Genomic DNA, 16,067 nt, shown 5'->3' on the forward strand with positions numbered 1-16,067 from the left:
ACTGTAGCGACCGGCCCCGACACGGCCCGGCTTCGCGCCGATGAGGTGATCAGCGGCACTACGGTGCGCGCGTGACACCCGGACCGCTGGACCAGGACGCGCTGCGTCACGCCGTGGGCCCGCCCACCGGGCCCTGGGCGTCGCTCGACGTCGTCGCGCGTACCGGCTCGACCAACGCCGACCTGCTCGCGCGCACCTCCGGCCCGGACGCGGCCCCCGACCGCACCGTGCTGGTCGCCGAGCACCAGGACGCGGGACGCGGCCGGCGCGACCGCGTGTGGGAGGACCGCGCGGGGGAGGGCCTGACCTTCTCGATCCTGCTGCGCCCGCGCGAGGTGGCCGTCGAGCGGTGGGGCTGGGCGCCGCTGCTCGCCGGGCTCGCGCTCGTCGAGGCGATCGACCGGGTCACCGGCGGACAGGTGCCCGCGGCCCTGAAGTGGCCCAACGACCTGCTGCTCGGTGCTGACCCCGCCAAGGGCGCCGGCATCCTCGCCGAGGTCGGTGGGGGACGGGACGACGACCGGACGCTCGTCGTGGGGATCGGGCTCAACGTCGGCACCGCGGTCGCCGATCTGCCCCCCGGGGCGACGTCGTTGGCCGCCGAGGGCTTCGGGCACCTCGACCTGGAGACCGTGCTCGTCGCGGTCCTGCGCGCGCTCGCCGACCTCGACGCGCGCTGGCGCGGCGCGCACGGCGACGTCGTCGCGGCCGGCATCGTCGAGGACTACCGGGCGCGGTGCGCGACGCTCGGGCGCGAGGTGACCGTGACGCTGCCCGGCGGGCGGGTCCTCGAGGGCCGGGCCGTCGACGTCGACCGCGACGGGCGCCTGGCCGTGCGCGAGCCCGGCGGCGACACGACCGTGGTGTCGGCGGGCGACGTGGTCCACGTGCGGCCCGCCGCTCGCTAGCCTCTCCGCATCCCGGCGACGGCCGGGCGGGTCGAGGGGGTGCGCGTGGCCTACCCCGACGCGGTGCTGCGGCGCGGCGAGCACGTGCTGGCCCACCGTCGGCCGCACTGGCGCATGCTGCTCGTGCCCGCGGTGGTCCCGCCCGTCGCGGTGTTCCTCGCCGCGTTCCTCGCCGGCCTCGCGGGGTCGATCCCCACCGGGTCCACCCGCACCGCCGTGCGCCTGGCGCTCGTGCTGCTCGCGGTGATCGCCATCGTCTGGCTCGCGGTGCTCCCGCTCGTGCGCTGGCGCTGCACGCACCTCGTCGTCACCGACCGGCGGCTGCTCGTGCGGGAGGGCGTGCTCTCCCGGGAGAGCGTGGTCGTGCCCGGCGCGACGATCACCGACGTGCGCACCCGCCGGACCTCGGTCCTGGGCGCGGGAACGCTGGTCGTCTCGACGGCGGGGACCCGGGAGCCCTGGGAGTTCGTCGGCCTGGGCGACGTCGAGCGTCTGGCCTCGCTCGTCGAGGGGGTCGCCGACGAGCGGGGCGGACTGGCCCTGGCCGAGGCGGACGACGACTGGGGGGCCTGGCCGTCGGACCCGGACGACACGGACGGTCCGGAGGCCCTCGAGGGCGGGAGCGACGACGACCTGGTCGACGACGATCTCGAGGACGATCTCGAGGACGAGGACGACGGGGACCCGGCCGGGGAGGCCGCGCCGGTCAGGCGAGGTCGCTGGCGTCGCGCCGCCCGAACATCCCGGTGAAGCGTGACCGGAAGACGACGGCCTCCGGATCGGCCCTGGTCAGCGTGCCCGCCAGGGTGATGAGCCCGAGCTGCGGGCGGCTCGCCGACACGCGGGCGGCGACCACCTCCATCGTGGCGTCCAGCCGGTCGCCCGGGAACACCGGCGCCGGCCACGCGATCTCGTCGCCACCCGGGGAGCCCAGCGAGGCCGACCGCGACAGCAGGGCGTCGACGTAGCACCGCATCCACAGCGAGGCGGTGAACCAGCCCGACGCGCACAGCCCGCCGAACAACGAGGCCTTCGCGGCGTCCTCGTCGACGTGGAAGGGCTGCGGGTCGAAGCGGCGGTTGAACGCGAGCATCTCCTCGCGGTCGACGACCACCGAGCCCAGTGCGATGCGCCGACCGGCGGGCAGGTCCTCGAAGTACACCTCGGGGTCGGGCGTGGGGGGCTCGGTCACCTCGGGGGCGGGCACAGGGGCGTCGGTCACGGGCCGGATGGTGCCACCCCGACCGACGCCGATCCCGACGGAACCGTTCGGGCCCCGGCTGCGTCGGACCTGGTGTGGGAGCCGGTGAGCTGGCGGGCTGGCTGATCGCGGCCGGGGTGGCCGACGCGGCGGTCAGCGTGGGCGCGGAGGCCGATCGGGCGTGGTGCGTGCGCGCCGTGGCCGACGGGGACGGGACCTGGGAGGTGTTCTGGTGCGAGCGGGGTGGACGGTTCGAGTGGACGCGGTTCGACGACGAGTCGGCCGCCTGCTTCTCGCTGTTCGGGCGGCTGGTGTGGGCGCGGCTCGCGGCGTCCGGCTAGCGAGCGCGCGTCAGGATCGCGAGGGCGGCGTCGTGCAGGTGTCCGTTGGTCACCAGGGCGTCGCCGCCGTCGCAGCGGACGACGCCGGCGAGGTCGGTCAGACGCCCGCCGGCCTCCTCGACGATCACCTGGGCGGCGGCGAGGTCCCAGGTGTTGGCCCCGGGGTCCACGGCGACGTCGACCAGGCCCTCGGCGACCAGGCAGTGGTGCCAGAAGTCGCCGAACCCGCGGCTCTCCCAGCACGCCTGCGTCAGGGCGAGCCAGCGGTCCTGGAGCCCGATGGTGCGCCAGTGGTCGAGGTCGGTGGTGGACGCGTAGGCATCGGCGAGGTCGCCGACGCCGGACACCCTGATGCGCTCGTCCTCCACCCCGCGGACGGGGTCGGCGGTGTGGGCGCCGCTGCCGGCGGCGGCCCACCAGCGCCGCCCGAGCGCGGGCGCGGACACGACGCCGACGGTGGGGCGGCCGTCCTCGACGAGACCGATCAGCGTGGCCCACACCGGCACGCCGCGGGAGAAGTTCTTGGTGCCGTCGATCGGGTCGAGCACCCAGACGCGTCCCGCGCCGAGCTCGCCGCCGCGCTCCTCGCCCAGCACGGTGTCGTCGGGCCGGTGGTCGGCGATCACCGACCGCAGGCGGTCCTCGCACGCGGTGTCGGCGTCGGTGACGGGGGTGCGGTCGGGCTTGCGCTCGACGCGCAGGTCGGCCGCCCGGAAGCGCGGCAGCGTCACGGCGTCGGCGGTGTCGGCGAGGGCCAGGGCGAGGGCCAGGTCGTCGGGATGTCCGGCTCGTCCGGCTCGGCCGTCCGTGGGGCTCATGGCGGGCGATCGTGCCAGCAGACGCCGACCGCCGGTCTACTGTGGCGACGTGACCACGGTGCTGCTCGTCGAGGACGACGCGGCGATCGCCGGACCCCTGTCCCGGGCGCTGCAGCGCGAGGGCTACGAGGTCGACGTCGTCGGCGACGGTCAGGCCGCGCTCCACCGCGCGGGTGCGGCGGGGCCGGACCTGATGGTGCTCGACCTCGGCCTGCCCGGCATGGACGGCCTCGAGGTCTGCCGGCGCGTGCGTGTCGACCAGCCCGATCTCCCGGTCCTCATGCTCACGGCGCGCACCGACGAGGTCGACTTCGTCGTCGGGCTCGACGCGGGCGCGGACGACTACGTGGGCAAGCCCTTCCGGCTGGCCGAGCTGCTGGCCCGGGTGCGGGCGCTGCTGCGGCGCCGGGCGCCGGAGGTGCTGGACGCGGGCGGGGTGCGGCTCGAGCCGTCGGCGCGCCGGGTCACCGTCGACGGGGTCGAGGTCGGGCTGGCCAACAAGGAGTTCGAGCTCCTGCGGGTGCTCATGGCGCACGCCGGGCAGGTGGTCTCCCGCGAGGAGATCCTGCGCGAGGTGTGGAACGACCCGGAGATGAAGACGTCGAAGACCCTCGACATGCACATGTCGTGGCTGCGGCGCAAGCTCGCCGACGAGGGCGGCACCGGGGTGGGCGGCGGCCGCCGCATCAGCACGGTGCGCGGCGTCGGGTTCCGTTTCAACACCTAGGTCGTCCGCGTGCGCCGTCGGATCCTGATCTCCACGCTCCTCGTCGTCACCATCACGGTGGCGGTGCTGGGCGGGCCGCTGGCGCTCACCACGTGGCGGCTGGTCGAGGACTTCACCCGCGCGGACATCAACTCCCGGCTGCGCCAGGTGGTCGCGACGCTGGACACGCAGGTCTCGGCCGACCGGCCGGTGGACCTCAGCGCGGTGGGCATCGCGGTGCCGCCCGGCGGGTCGCTCGTGGTGCGCACGCCGCGCGGGGTCAGCACGCTGGGGATCCTCGAGCCCGGCGCCACCGTCAGCGAGACGCTGCCGTTCGGGCTGTCCGGGTCGGCGGTGCTCTCGGAGCCGATCACCGAGATGCGCAACCGCCAGCTGCAGGCGACGGCGCTCGTGCTGGCCGCGGTGCTGCTGTCGGTGGGCGTGGGTGCGGTCGTCGCGACGCTCACCGCCCGGCGTCTCGCGGACCCTCTGCAGCAGGTGGCGGGACGCGCGGCCCGGCTCGGCGCGGGCGACTTCCGGCCCGCGCCGCACCGCCACGGCATCCCCGAGCTGGACCGGGTCTCCGACGTCCTGGACTCCTCGGCCACGGCGCTCGCCGAGCTCCTCCAGCGCGAGCGCGAGCTCGTGGGCGACGTGTCCCACCAGCTCCGCAGCCGGCTCACCGCGCTGCAGCTGCGCCTCGACGAGCTCGCGGCCCACCCCGACGACGACGTCGCCGGCGAGGGTGCGGCGGCCCTCGAGCAGGCCGAGCGTCTCGCCGAGGTGCTCGACGAGCTGCTCGCGTCCGCCCGCGAGGCGCGGGCCGCGGGGGCGGCGCCGGTCGAGGTGTCGGGCGAGCTGGAGGCGGTCGCCGCCGAGTGGCGCGACCCGCTGCGCGCCGAGAGCCGGACGGTGCGGGTGCGGGCGCCGGAGGGGCTGGTCGCGCGCGCCACGTCGGGACGCCTGCGCGAGGCGCTGGGGGTGCTCGTCGACAATGCCCTGCGCCACGGGCGCGGGACGGTCACGCTCGCGGCGCGGGTCTCGGACAACGACATGATCGTCGTCGAGGTCGGCGACCACGGGGACGGCGTCCCGCCCGAGCTCGTCCCGCACGTCTTCGACCGCGGGGTGTCGGGAGCGGCGTCGACCGGCGTCGGGCTGGCCCTCGCCCGCGCGCTCGTCGAGGCCGACGGCGGGCGCCTCGAGCTCGCGCGGACCAAGCCGGCGACCTTCGCGCTGTTCCTGCCCGTGCCCCGCACCGATAAGACCGTCGCCGCCCCGCGACCGCTGCCGACGACGGGGCCGCGGTAGGGGCTCCGGTCCGCGAGATCAGCAGGTCGCGAGACACGTCCGGAGGCCGATCTGAGGTGTCCCTCGGTCCGGTGATCTACAGCCGGAGCCGATCTCCGGCCGGCCGGGACGACGTCCGAGGCCGGTCCGGCACCCGGACGCTGAGCTCTACCTGTCCCAGCCCGGACTGGGACCGGTGCTCGCCGCCCGGGTGCTCGCCGAGTTCGGAGACGACCCCACCCGCTACGCCGACACCCGGGCCCGCAAGAACTACTCCGGGATGGCGCCCGTGACGCGCGCCTCGGGCAAGGCCCGCGTCGTGCTGGCCCGCCACGCCCGCAACCGCCGCCTGGCCGACGCGCTCTACCAACAGGCCTTCGCCGCCCTGAATACCTCGCCCGGCGCACGGGCCTTCTACGAGGCCCACCGCGCCCGCGGCAACACCCACCACCAAGCCCTACGCGCCCTGGCCAACCGCCTCGTCGGCGTCCTGCACGGCTGGCTGCGCCACCAGCAGCCCTACGACGAAGCCACCGCCTGGCCACCACCCGCTGAGCACGCAGAGACCTGCGCCGCTTGACGTTTACGACCGTGGGATGTCTAGCGGGGGCGGTGGTGGCGCACGAGCGCGACGGTGACCTCGGTGAGGTCCTCCGCGTCGAGCTCCTGGCGCCGACCGTCGGCCTCGGCGCGCGCCCGTCCGGCGGGGTAGGGGCCGTAGGTGTCGGCGGCGCCGGTGACGGGATCGAGGACGAGGACCATGAGGCCGTCGCAGTGTTCGAGCTCGTCGTGTTCCAGCAGAGGATCCGTGGTCACGGCCCGGCGGGCGGGCCGACGGGGGCACGGTAGTCTGGGCACAGCAGGTCCTCCTCCGCGTCCTGGTGTCCCGAACCACCCGACCGTCCGGTCGGGAGCGCGGTACCGAAGGTATCAAGAACCTTGCGTTTCCTTCCGCGATCGGGCGGTGACCGGCCCCTGGTCGGAGACCGACGGTCGTCGAGTCGCGACCGTGCGATGACCGGCGACTCCGTCGGGTCCAGTCCGGTCCCCCGATCGGGCCCCCGGGCGATCACGACGGGCGAGGGGACGGGGTCGGGTCGACCTCAGCGCAGCGGGCCGACCTCGTCGGGGAACACCCAGCGCCGGAACGCCCACCAGCGGAAGATCATGGCGAGGAGCGTGCCGATGATCTGGGCACTGACCAGGTCGGCGACGTGCTCGGTGAGCGCCGACACCGCGGGCTGCGCGAGGTCGAGCACGTAGCGGGAGATCCCGAGCGGGGCGGCGTTGATGCCGAGCGCCACCCCGGACACCGCGAAGTAGAGGAGGGCCTCGTGCGGGCGCCCCCGGCCCCCGCGCAGGCGGAACGACCACTCGCGGTTGAGGACGTAGCCGACGATCGTCGCCACGAGCACCGCGAGGACCTTGGCGGTGACGGGCTTGGGCTCGAGCACCGTCGACTTGGCGGTGACGAAGACCGCGGTGTCCACCACGAACGTGATCGCCCCGACGGCGGCGAACTTGAAGAGCTCACCGTGACGCTCCGCGAGCCGGGCGATCCACCCGTGTCGTGGCCACCCCCGCAGCAGCGGCACGCCGCGCGTCCGGTGCTCGGTCATCGGCGCGAGTCTAGTGACGCCTCCCGCTCCGCACGGCCGGTCGGGCAGACCACGCCGGCGGATCCCAGCACCGGCAGGCGGGTCGTCACGGCACAGTCGGCCGCAGCCCGGCGGGTGCGCTCCGGAGCGAGGACCACCAGCGCCGCGGTGGCGGGGCCCGTCGCGGACTCCCCGTCCGGTCCTCCGGCCGACGCCGGCCCGGACCGGGCGGCGGAGCGCGCCGGGGTCCGGTCCGCGGACCGCGGGGTCGTGTCCGACGGCGACCTCGTGGCGGTGCGTCCCGTTCCGGCGGCGGCGCGATCCGCTCCCGCGGCGGTGCGCTCTGTTCCCACCGCGGCGCGATCGGCTCCCGCGGACACCGTCGCCGCGGTCCGGCTCCCGGTGCTCCTGGCGTTCCCGGTGCCCCCCGCCTCCCCGGCCCCGGGTCCGGCGAGGTCGGGCACGGCGAGGGCGGGATCGCGGGGGACCGGCGTCGGGGACATCGGAGACGAGGGGGACATCGGGGAGTTCGGCGGCGCGACCGGCACCCCGGGCAGCCGCGGCGGCAGCAGCGCCATGGGCGGCAGGGCGAGCCCCGGCGCGCCCTGCGGCGGCCGGGCGAGCCACGGCGCGGCCTGCGGCGGCGAGGCGGGTGGCTCGACGACGTCGCCGACGACGAACGCCGCGACGCCCACCACGCCCGCGAGGCCGAGGGCGCCGGCGACACCGATCCGGGTCGGCGCGGCCGGGCGGGGCGCGCCGGTGAGCCCGGTCAGCGCCCCGAGCACGCCGAGTGCGCCGCCCCCGGCGATGGCGAGCTCGCCCGTGCTCGCGTCGAAGGCCAGCGGGCCGGTGGAGCCGCGGGACGCCAGGTAGCCGACGAGGCCGGCGCCGAGCACGAGCGGCGCCACGACGGAGCGGATCATGCCGGCGTTGACGTCGTGCAGCTCGTCGGCGAGCGCGCGGCACTCGCCGCACTCGGCCAGGTGCGCCTCGACCCGCTGCGCCTCCCGGCGGGCGAGCCCGCCCCGGGTGTAGGCGCCGAGCTTCTCGCCGGTCTCGCGGTGCCGGCGGTCCCACCGTCCGGACCCGGACGCGAGGTGTTCCTGCAGGTAGGCCTGCCGCAGACCTTCCCGCGCGCGGTAGCCGAGCGCGGAGACGGCGTTGGCGGTCAGGCCGAACAGCGGCGCGATGTCGGCCGGGCTGTCGCCCTCGACCTCGAGGTGCCAGAGCACGGCCTGCCAGCGCTCGGGCAGCGTCGCGAAGGCCTGCGCGGCGAGGGTCCGCTCGAGCCCCGCGATCGCGGGGTCGGTGAACGGGACGATCGTGCCGTCGGGGTCGATGCCGTGGACGTCGGTGATGTCGTCGGTGAGGTCGAGGCGGCGCTCGGCGCGGCTGCGGTCGTAGGCGAGGTGCCGCACCGAGGTCAGCAGGTACGCCCGGAACGCCTCGGTGGGCCCGCGGCCTGCGCGCAGGATCTCGAGCATGCGCGTGAAGGCGCCCGCGACGAGGTCGTCGACGTCCGCGGGGGAGCGGGCGAGCTGGCGCGCCAGGGCGCGCGCGGCCTGCTGGTGGCGCCCGTAGAGCGTCGCGAAGGCGTCGGTCGAGTCCCGGTCCGCGCCGCGGCCGCGCAGGCGGGCGATGAGCTCGGCGTCGCTGCGCAGGTCCTCCCCGGGACGCCCAGCAGAGTCGTCAGCAGCGTCGGAGGGGTCGGAGACGTCACCGACCTGCTCGTCCTCGTCCTGCGGCATCGTCTCTGACCACCCCCTCACCCGCTCGGCGCAGTGTGTCCTGCAGCAATCGGCCGAACCGGTGACCGTCACCGTCATGGGCGACGTCCCCGCGCGTCTCCTCCCCGTGGACCTCACGCGGGTCCTGGGACGGCAGGCAGCAGAACGACGAACGCCGGAGGTCGGCGCGGGGATGGACGTGAGGACGAACACGGGTGGCCCGGCCGGCACCGGACCCGGTCGCGTCGTGGTCGACGGGGCCACTCCGCGACCCGGGCGTGCCGCCGCGCTGCGCGAGCGGTGGTTCGCGTGCAGCAGCGCGCTGGGCTGGGGTGCCGCGGTCGAGTGGCCCGACCCGGCGGTCGACGCGGTGTGCGCCGTGGTGACCGCCCGCCACGCCGGCCCGGCCGCCCGCGACCGCGCGGTGGAGCGGGCCCTCGCCCGGTGGGCGGGCGCCCGGGCCGGCGCGGGCGTCGGGCTGGCCGAGACCCTCACCGACCTCGCCGCCCTCAACACCGCGGTCTCCGGCGGCGCGGGGCCCGACGCGCCGGGCCGGGACGACCCCAGGCCGTCGGCCCTGGACGTGTCCCCGTCCCCCGGCCGCGGGCCCGACGGCGTGCGGCTGCTGCGCGCGGTCTCGCTGGCCTGGACCGACGTGGCCTGCGGCGACCTCGCCGACACCGCCGCCGTCGACCCGCTCTCGGGGCTCGCGAGCGTCCGCTACCTGCGGACCCGCCTGGCCGAGGTCTACCGCTTCGCCCGCGCCCACGGCCGCGCCGCGGGCGAGGAGCACGCGCTGGTGGTCCTCGCGCTCGACGTCCGCGACTGGCGCCGCGTCGCGCCGCTCACGATCGCCGGGGAGGCGGCCGGGGTGGTGTTCGACGCCGGCGAGTCGATCGCGGTCGTCGGGCGCGGCACCGTCGTCGTCCTCGCCCCGCGCGGCGGCCTCGCCGAGCGGGCGGCCGTCCTGCGCCGCCTGCTGGCGCGCCGGCTCGCCGCCGCCGAGGGCCTGGTGGGGACGCCCTCGGTGCGGATCGCGCGCCTGCCGGCCACCCACGACGGCGCCTGCGCGCTGCTGGAGCGGCTGCGTGACGAGGGCCCCGACGAGACGAGCCCCGACGAGACGGGCCCCGACGAGCCGGGCCCCGCAGAGTTCTGATCGGCGCGTACTGTCTCCCGACCGTGGACGAGCGCACCGGCCTGCCCGTGGTGACGATGATCGGCGCCGGTCAGCTGGCCCGGATGACGCACCAGGCGGCGGTGGCCCTCGGGCAGTCGCTGCGGGTGCTCGCGGCGGGGTCCGACGAGCCCGCGGCGCTGGTGGCGCCGGACGTCGTCCTCGGCGAGCACACCGACCTCGACGCCCTCCGCAGGGCCGGTGCCGGGGCCGAGGCGATCACCTTCGACCACGAGCACGTGCCCGGCGAGCACCTGCGGGCCCTGGTCGAGGAGGGCCACACCGTCCACCCCGGCCCCGACGCGTTGCTGCACGCGCAGGACAAGCTCGTCATGCGCACCCGGCTCGCCGGGCTCGGGGAGCCCGTGCCGCCGTTCGCCGCGGTGTCGGGCCCCGAGGACGTCCTGACGTTCGCCGCCGACCAGGGCTGGCCGGTGGTGCTCAAGGCCGTGCGCGGCGGCTACGACGGGCGCGGCGTGTGGATCCTCGACGACGCCGAGCAGGCGCGGAGCACGGTCGACGAGCTGCTGGCCGCCGGCACCCCGCTCATGGTCGAGCAGCGGGTGGCCCTGCGCCGCGAGCTCGCCGTCCTGCTGGCGCGCTCGCCCTTCGGGCAGGCGGCCGTGTGGCCGGTGGTCGAGACCGTCCAGGAGCAGGGCATCTGCACCGAGGTGCTCGCCCCCGCGCCGGGGCTCGACCCGGAGCGCGCCGAGGAGGCCGGCGAGCTCGCCCTGCGCATCGCCGCGGCGCTCGGCGTCGTCGGCCTGCTCGCCGTCGAGCTCTTCGAGACCGAGGACGGCCTCGTCGTCAACGAGCTCGCGATGCGCCCGCACAACTCGGGGCACTGGACGATCGAGGGTTCGGTGACCTCGCAGTTCGAGCAGCACCTGCGGGCGGTGCTCGACTACCCGCTCGGCGCGACGACGACCACCGCGCCGGTCACCGTCATGGCCAACGTCCTCGGCGGCGACCCGACGCCCGCGATGCGCATCGACGAGCGTCTCCACCACACCTACGCGCGCTTCCCCGACGCGCGCGTGCACCTCTACGGCAAGGCCGAGCGTCCCGGCCGCAAGATCGGCCACGTCACCGTGCGCGGGGACGACCTCGACGAGGTGCGCACCCGCGCCCGCCTCGCCGCCGACCACCTCTCCACCGGCGTGTGGGGCGACGGATGGACAGCACATGACTGATCGGGGGCCACTCGTGAGCGACCAGGCCACTGCACCCGTCGCCGTCGTCATGGGCAGCGACTCCGACTGGCCGACGATGCGCGCCGCCGCGACCGCGCTCGACGAGTTCGGCGTCGGCTGGGAGGCGCGCGTCCTCTCGGCGCACCGCACCCCGCGCACGATGCTCGACTGGGCCGGCGCCGCCGCGGGCCGCGGTGTGCGGGTGGTCATCGCCGGCGCGGGCGGGGCGGCGCACCTGCCCGGCATGATCGCCTCGGCCACCGTGCTGCCGGTGATCGGCGTGCCGGTGCCGCTCGCGCACCTCGACGGCATGGACTCGCTGCTCTCGATCGTGCAGATGCCCGCCGGTGTGCCCGTCGCGACCGTGTCGATCGGCGGGGCGCGCAACGCGGGGCTGCTCGCGGTGCGCATCCTCGGCGCGTCGGACCCGGAGCTCGCCCGGGCGATGGAGCGCTTCCAGGCGGGGCTGGCCGAGACCGTCGCCACCAAGGACGCCGCGCTCGCGGCGCGCGCTCACGGTGAGGCTCAGGGAGAGTCCAGCGGCTCCGTGAGGTAGCGCTGGATCGTCCGCCCGTAGACCCCGACGAGGGTCTCGCGGTCGGCGGCGGCGAGCTCGGGCAGCGCGAGGATCTGGCGGGCCATCAGGATCCCGACGATCTGCGAGGCGCACAGGTCGGCGCGCAGGCGCGGCCGGTCGGCCTCGATGGCGGCCGCCACCCGGTCGAGGATCGCCTCGCCGAGGAACTCCCGCATCATCCGGGCCGCGTCGGGGTGACCGACGGCCGAGCGCACGAGCCCGAGCATCGGGTTGGCCTCGCCGAGCTCGTCGACCAGCCCGAGCAGGAAGCGGACCAGCCGCTCGCCCAGCCCGTCGACCCCGGGCCCGACGATGTGGGGCACCACGTCCGCCGGGTTGATCGGGAACTCCATGGCGGCCACGAACAGCGCCTGCTTGGTGCCGAAGAAGTGCATCACCAGCGAGGGATCGACGCCCGCGTCGCCGGCGATGGCCCGCACGGTGGCCGACCGGAAACCCTCCGAGCTGAACCGGCTCCGCGCCGCGTCGAGGATCGACTCCCGCGTGCCGGAGTCGCCGGGGCGTCGCCCCCGCCGGGCGGACCCGCTCGTGTCGGCCACGAGGCCGACCCTACCGTTTTTCCACAGCCGTTGATTTCCCGCGCGCGTGCGCGCACACTCGGATTCAACAGGCGTTGAGATCAGGAGAGGCGGGGTGGGGACGGTGGAGCGCACGACGTGCTGTGTGGTCGGGGGCGGCCCGGCGGGGATGGTGCTCGGGCTGCTGCTGGCCCGGGCCGGGGTCGAGGTCACCGTGCTCGAGAAGCACGCGGACTTCCTGCGGGACTTCCGCGGCGACACCGTCCACCCGACGACGCTCGACCTGCTCGACGAGCTCGGCCTGGGCGAGCGCTTCGACGCCCTGCCGCAGAGCCGGATGGAGGAGGTCGCGTTCCCGGTCGGAGACGGGGAGAGCCTGGTGGTCGGCGACTTCCGCCGCCTCGCCGGCCGGGTCGCCCACCCCTACGTCGCGATGGTCCCGCAGTGGGACCTCCTCGACCTGCTCGCCGACGCGGCCGAGGCCGAGCCGACCTTCACGCTGCGTCGCAGCACCGAGGTCACCGACCTGCGTCGCGACGCCGCGGGACGCGTCTCCGGGGTCGCGTACCGGACCGCGGACGGCGCCACCGGCGAGCTCGCCGCGGACCTCACCGTGGCCTGCGACGGGCGCGGCTCGGAGGCCCGCGCCCGGGCCGGGCTGCAGGTCGTCGACTTCCCGTGCCCCATGGACGCCTGGTGGTTCCGGCTGCCCCGCCACGCCGGCGAGGACCGGCCCGCGCTCACCCCGCGCATCGGCCCGGGGCGGATGGCGGTGGTGATCCCGCGCGAGGGCTACCTCCAGGTCGCCTCCATGTCGGCGAAGGGCCGCGACGCCGAGATCCGCGCCCGCGGGATCGAGGCCTTCCGCGCCGACGTCGCGGACCTCGCGCCCGACCTCGCCGACCGCGTCGACGCCCTGGAGAGCATGGACGACGTCAAGTTCCTCGACGTGCGCCTCGACCGGCTGCGCCGCTGGCACGTCGAGGGGCTGCTCTGCATTGGCGACGCCGCGCACGCGATGTCCCCGATCGGCGGGGTGGGGATCAACCTCGCGGTGCAGGACGCGGTCGCCGCCGCGACCCTGCTGGCGGAGCCGCTGCTCGGCGGCCGGAGGGGAGGACACCGCGTGACCGGCGCCGACCTCGACCGCGTGCGCCGCCGCCGCCTGCTGCCGACGATCGCCGTGCAGACGCTCCAGCGCCTCATGCACCGGGCGATCGTGACGCCGGCCCTCGAGGGGCGGATGGCGGGCCCGCCGCGCATCGTGCGGCGCCTCGCCGCGACGTTCCCGTCCGTGACGGCGGTCCCGGCCTACCTCATCGGGGTGGGCCTGCGGCCCGAGCGTGCCCCCGACTTCGCCCGCCGGGCGCCGGTCACGGCCGCCTGAGGCCGGCCGTCTCCTCGAGCACCCCCCACGCCACGCCGACCCCGTCCTCGGCCGCCATCCGGGCGGCGGGGCCGGCCAGGTCGGTGCGGAGCGGCAGGGCGTCGAGACCACGGTCCAGGCGCGCGGCGGTGAGCCGGCCGCCCGGCACCGGCGGTCCGGCCAGCCCGGCCGCGTGCAGTCGCCGCGCCCAGAAGGGCTGGTCGGCGAACATCGGCACGGGCACCGACGGCACGCCCGCGGCCACCACGGCGTGGGCGGTCCCCGCGCCGGCGTGGTGGAGCGCGGCGGTACAGCGCGGCAGCACGGACGCGTGGTCGACGGACCGGCGGACGAGCACGTCCGGGCCGGCGAGGTCCTCGGGCACCTCGAGCCCGCCCCACCCCGTGACCAGCAGGATCCGCGCACCGCGGGCGCGCAGGACGTCGACGATCGTGCGGGCCCGGGCACGCGGGTCGCCGCGCGCCATCGAGCCGAAGCCCGCGTAGGTGACGTCGCCGGCGGCGAGGAAGGCGTCGAGCTCGGGGTCGGGCGGGCCGGCGGCGCCGTCGGGCGGGTCCACCCACCGGCCGGTGACGACGGTCGTGGCGGGCCAGTCGTCCGGGCGGGGGAGCAGCACCGGGCTGACGGGCACGACGGTGCGGGTCGGGGCGGCGCCGGGCGGCAACGGTCCGATGTCGCGCTCGACGCGCCGCCGGGCCGCGCGCTCGCCGAGCCGGGCCCCGGCGGCGAGTGCGCGGAAGGTCAGGGGGTTCAGGGCCGGGACGTTCGGGACGGGGAGGCCCGCGGCGGGGAAGGCGCGGGTGGGCGTCAGCGTCGGCACGATCTCCGCGCGCACCCACGGCCGTCCCCGGCGGGCCGCGATCGCGCCGGCCGTCAGGATCTTCGGATGGGTGAGCAGCACGTCCGGCGCGGCGGCGAGCGCCGCGGCGACCGCGGAGCGCTCGATGGCCGCGAGCATCGGCGCCATCGTCGTCCGGTAGGTCCGCAGAGCGGTCCACGGCGAGGTGCCCTGCGCCGCGATGAGCGCGGCGAAATCGCCGTCGAGCCCGTGCACGACGGCGCCCGTGCGGTCGGCGTCGTCGCGGGCCTCGTGGGTGACCGCGAGGTGCACCTCGTCGCCCCGGGCGACCCCGTGGCGCGCCAGCGCGAGGAACGGCGCCACGTCTCCCCGCGACCCCGCGGTGACCAGCAGTGCCCGCATCGCAGGACTCCCTCGCCTCGGGGTTGTGGACGTGGCGACGGGGGCGGAGCGTAGCCGGGACCACATCCCTTCGGGGTCGTGCGAGGGGCCACGATGGTCGGACGTCCGAGTATCGTGTGGCGGAACGCAGCCGTGTATGGAGGATCGCCGTGGACCCCGATTTCGACCTGTACAGCCTCGGCGAGGAGCGCGACGCGCTGCGTGAGTCGGTCCGGGCGCTCGCCGAGAAGGAGATCGCGCCCCACGCGTTCGAGGTGGACCAGACGCCCCGGTTCCCCGAGGAGGCGCGCAAGGCCCTCGTGCAGGCCGGGTTCCACGCGATCCACATCCCCGAGGCCTACGGGGGCGAGGGCGGCGATTCCATCGTGGCCTGCATGGTCATCGAGGAGATCGCGCGCGTCGACGCGTCGGCGTCGCTGATCCCTGCGGTGAACAAGCTGGGCTCGATGCCGATCATCCTGAGCGGCTCCGAGGAGCTCAAGCAGCAGGTGCTGCCGACGATCGCCTCGGGCCAGTCGATGATCAGCTACGCGCTCTCCGAGCGCGAGGCCGGCTCGGACACCGTCTCGATGCGCACCCGCGCCCAGCAGGACGGGGACGACTGGGTGCTCAACGGCACCAAGTGCTGGATCACCAACGGCGGCATCTCCGACTGGTACACGGTCATGGCCAAGACCGACCCGGACAAGGGCGCCAACGGCATCTCGGCCTTCGTGGTGCACAAGGACGACCCCGGCTTCTCCGTGGGGCCAAAGGAGCACAAGCTCGGCATCAAGGGCTCGCCCACCACCGAGATCTACTTAGAGAACTGCCGCATCCCGGGCGACCGCATCATCGGCGAGCCCGGCACGGGGCTGAAGACGGCCTTCGCCACCCTCGACCACACCCGGCCCACCATCGGCGCGCAGGCGGTCGGCATCGCGCAGGGCGCGCTCGACGCCTCGGTCGACTACGTGCGCGAGCGCCGGCAGTTCGGCAAGGCCGTCGCCGAGTTCCAGGGCGTCCAGTTCATGCTCGCCGACATGGCGATGAACACCGAGGCCGCGCGGCACCTCGTCTACGCCGCGGCCGCCCGGGCCGAGCGCGGGGTGAAGAACATGGGCCTGATCGCGTCGGCGTCCAAGTGCTTCGCCTCGGACACCGCCATGTCGGTGACCACCGACGCGGTGCAGCTCTTCGGTGGCGCCGGCTACACGGTCGACTTCCCGGTCGAGCGGATGATGCGCGACGCCAAGATCACGCAGATCTACGAGGGCACCAACCAGATCCAGCGCATGGTCATGGCCAGGAGCCTCCTCAAGAAGTAACCCGTTCGGGGTACTCCTCACGGAGCGTGAGAGTAGCTAGTCTGGCCGGGCGAAAGGGACCGCCAGAACGGAGCGGCCCCGCCCACGCTCCGTG

The 16,067-nt window shown here is 75.8% G+C and carries 17 protein-coding genes and 1 pseudogene; 11 read left to right on the top strand and 7 right to left on the bottom strand.

Features of this window, described 5'->3' with window-relative positions; translation table 11 throughout:
* Positions 1-71 precede the first annotated feature (71 nt).
* Both PH191_RS02325 and PH191_RS02330 read left to right on the top strand, forming a co-directional pair.
* Positions 72-908 carry a biotin--[acetyl-CoA-carboxylase] ligase gene (locus tag PH191_RS02325; protein WP_274193017.1) on the top strand — a complete coding sequence of 279 codons (837 nt, stop codon included), beginning with the start codon at positions 72-74 and terminating at the stop codon, positions 906-908.
* Between the two features lie 45 nt (positions 909-953).
* Entirely contained in the window at positions 954-1,658 is a 705-nt protein-coding gene (locus PH191_RS02330) for a PH domain-containing protein (protein ID WP_274193018.1), read from the top strand.
* On the opposite strand, the gene PH191_RS02335 is transcribed toward PH191_RS02330, so the two are convergent.
* Complete coding sequence (locus PH191_RS02335; RefSeq protein WP_274193019.1) at positions 1,615-2,130, bottom strand: MaoC family dehydratase; 516 nt, start codon at positions 2,128-2,130, stop codon at positions 1,615-1,617. The two genes, PH191_RS02330 and PH191_RS02335, sit on opposite strands and share 44 nt — an antisense overlap.
* A gap of 74 nt (positions 2,131-2,204) precedes the next feature.
* Between PH191_RS02335 and PH191_RS02340 the strand changes: the two genes are divergently transcribed.
* The gene (locus tag PH191_RS02340; RefSeq protein WP_274193020.1) at positions 2,205-2,450 is read left to right on the top strand and encodes a hypothetical protein; all 246 of its coding nucleotides are present in this window, start codon (positions 2,205-2,207) and stop codon (positions 2,448-2,450) included.
* On the opposite strand, the gene hisN is transcribed toward PH191_RS02340, so the two are convergent.
* A complete protein-coding gene (hisN, locus tag PH191_RS02345; protein ID WP_274193021.1) occupies positions 2,447-3,268 on the bottom strand; it encodes a histidinol-phosphatase in 822 nt (273 codons plus the stop codon). The genes PH191_RS02340 and hisN overlap by 4 nt on opposite strands.
* A 49-nt stretch (positions 3,269-3,317) precedes the next feature.
* Between hisN and PH191_RS02350 the strand changes: the two genes are divergently transcribed.
* The 3 genes and pseudogenes from PH191_RS02350 to PH191_RS02360 form a co-directional block, all read left to right on the top strand.
* Positions 3,318-3,995 carry a response regulator transcription factor gene (locus tag PH191_RS02350; RefSeq protein ID WP_274193022.1) on the top strand — a complete coding sequence of 226 codons (678 nt, stop codon included), beginning with the start codon at positions 3,318-3,320 and terminating at the stop codon, positions 3,993-3,995.
* A gap of 9 nt (positions 3,996-4,004) precedes the next feature.
* Positions 4,005-5,285: an ATP-binding protein gene (locus PH191_RS02355; protein WP_274193023.1), complete on the top strand. Its 1,281-nt coding sequence runs from the start codon at positions 4,005-4,007 to the stop codon at positions 5,283-5,285.
* 130 nt (positions 5,286-5,415) lie between these two features.
* Positions 5,416-5,844 (top strand): annotated as a pseudogene (locus tag PH191_RS02360) (transposase); the annotation flags it as partial.
* A 20-nt stretch (positions 5,845-5,864) separates the two neighbouring features.
* On the opposite strand, the gene PH191_RS02365 reads toward PH191_RS02360, so the two are convergent.
* From PH191_RS02365 to PH191_RS02375, 3 genes are all read right to left on the bottom strand, one after another.
* Entirely contained in the window at positions 5,865-6,080 is a 216-nt protein-coding gene (locus PH191_RS02365; RefSeq protein WP_274193024.1) for a hypothetical protein, read from the bottom strand.
* A gap of 287 nt (positions 6,081-6,367) precedes the next feature.
* On the bottom strand, positions 6,368-6,883 hold the full coding sequence (locus PH191_RS02370; RefSeq protein WP_274193025.1) for a GtrA family protein: 516 nt from the start codon (positions 6,881-6,883) through the stop codon (positions 6,368-6,370).
* Positions 6,880-8,613 carry a sigma-70 family RNA polymerase sigma factor gene (locus tag PH191_RS02375; RefSeq protein WP_274193026.1) on the bottom strand — a complete coding sequence of 578 codons (1,734 nt, stop codon included), beginning with the start codon at positions 8,611-8,613 and terminating at the stop codon, positions 6,880-6,882. Before PH191_RS02375 ends, PH191_RS02370 begins: the two co-directional genes overlap by 4 nt.
* 178 nt (positions 8,614-8,791) lie before the next feature.
* Between PH191_RS02375 and PH191_RS02380 the strand changes: the two genes are divergently transcribed.
* The 3 genes from PH191_RS02380 to purE are packed head-to-tail and all read left to right on the top strand — an operon-like array spanning position 8,792 to position 11,518.
* Positions 8,792-9,751 (top strand): GGDEF domain-containing protein, encoded by a 960-nt coding sequence (locus tag PH191_RS02380; protein ID WP_420791738.1) that lies wholly within the window; start codon positions 8,792-8,794, stop codon positions 9,749-9,751.
* Positions 9,752-9,774: 23 nt separating this feature from the next.
* Positions 9,775-10,962: a 5-(carboxyamino)imidazole ribonucleotide synthase gene (locus tag PH191_RS02385; protein ID WP_274193028.1), complete on the top strand. Its 1,188-nt coding sequence runs from the start codon at positions 9,775-9,777 to the stop codon at positions 10,960-10,962.
* A gap of 49 nt (positions 10,963-11,011) precedes the next feature.
* Positions 11,012-11,518, top strand: a complete 507-nt coding sequence (purE, locus tag PH191_RS02390) for a 5-(carboxyamino)imidazole ribonucleotide mutase (protein ID WP_274193659.1) — start codon at positions 11,012-11,014, stop codon at positions 11,516-11,518.
* Here purE and PH191_RS02395 read toward each other — a convergent pair.
* Positions 11,488-12,099: a TetR/AcrR family transcriptional regulator gene (locus tag PH191_RS02395; protein ID WP_274193029.1), complete on the bottom strand. Its 612-nt coding sequence runs from the start codon at positions 12,097-12,099 to the stop codon at positions 11,488-11,490. The genes purE and PH191_RS02395 overlap by 31 nt on opposite strands.
* A 94-nt stretch (positions 12,100-12,193) precedes the next feature.
* On the opposite strand from PH191_RS02395, the gene PH191_RS02400 reads away from it, so the two are divergent.
* Complete coding sequence (locus PH191_RS02400) at positions 12,194-13,465, top strand: FAD-dependent oxidoreductase (protein WP_274193030.1); 1,272 nt, start codon at positions 12,194-12,196, stop codon at positions 13,463-13,465.
* Here the strand turns inward: PH191_RS02400 and PH191_RS02405 are convergent.
* On the bottom strand, positions 13,452-14,666 hold the full coding sequence (locus PH191_RS02405; protein WP_274193031.1) for a glycosyltransferase: 1,215 nt from the start codon (positions 14,664-14,666) through the stop codon (positions 13,452-13,454). The genes PH191_RS02400 and PH191_RS02405 overlap by 14 nt on opposite strands.
* Positions 14,667-14,815: 149 nt before the next feature.
* On the opposite strand from PH191_RS02405, the gene PH191_RS02410 reads away from it, so the two are divergent.
* Complete coding sequence (locus tag PH191_RS02410; RefSeq protein ID WP_274193032.1) at positions 14,816-15,973, top strand: acyl-CoA dehydrogenase; 1,158 nt, start codon at positions 14,816-14,818, stop codon at positions 15,971-15,973.
* Positions 15,974-16,067 lie beyond the last annotated feature (94 nt).

Source organism: Actinomycetospora callitridis, assembly GCF_028737265.1.
Taxonomy (GTDB): Bacteria; Actinomycetota; Actinomycetes; order Mycobacteriales; family Pseudonocardiaceae; genus Actinomycetospora; species Actinomycetospora callitridis.

What these genes read in the sequence shown, in the direction of transcription:
- PH191_RS02375 (WP_274193026.1), bottom strand. Translation starts at nt 8,613, where the DNA reads ATGCCGCAGGACGAGGACGAGCAGGTCGGTGACGTCTCCGACCCCTCC.
- hisN (WP_274193021.1), bottom strand. Translation starts at nt 3,268, where the DNA reads ATGAGCCCCACGGACGGCCGAGCCGGACGAGCCGGACATCCCGACGAC.
- purE (WP_274193659.1), top strand. Translation starts at nt 11,012, where the DNA reads ATGGGCAGCGACTCCGACTGGCCGACGATGCGCGCCGCCGCGACCGCG.
- PH191_RS02370 (WP_274193025.1), bottom strand. Translation starts at nt 6,883, where the DNA reads ATGACCGAGCACCGGACGCGCGGCGTGCCGCTGCTGCGGGGGTGGCCA.
- PH191_RS02405 (WP_274193031.1), bottom strand. Translation starts at nt 14,666, where the DNA reads ATGCGGGCACTGCTGGTCACCGCGGGGTCGCGGGGAGACGTGGCGCCG.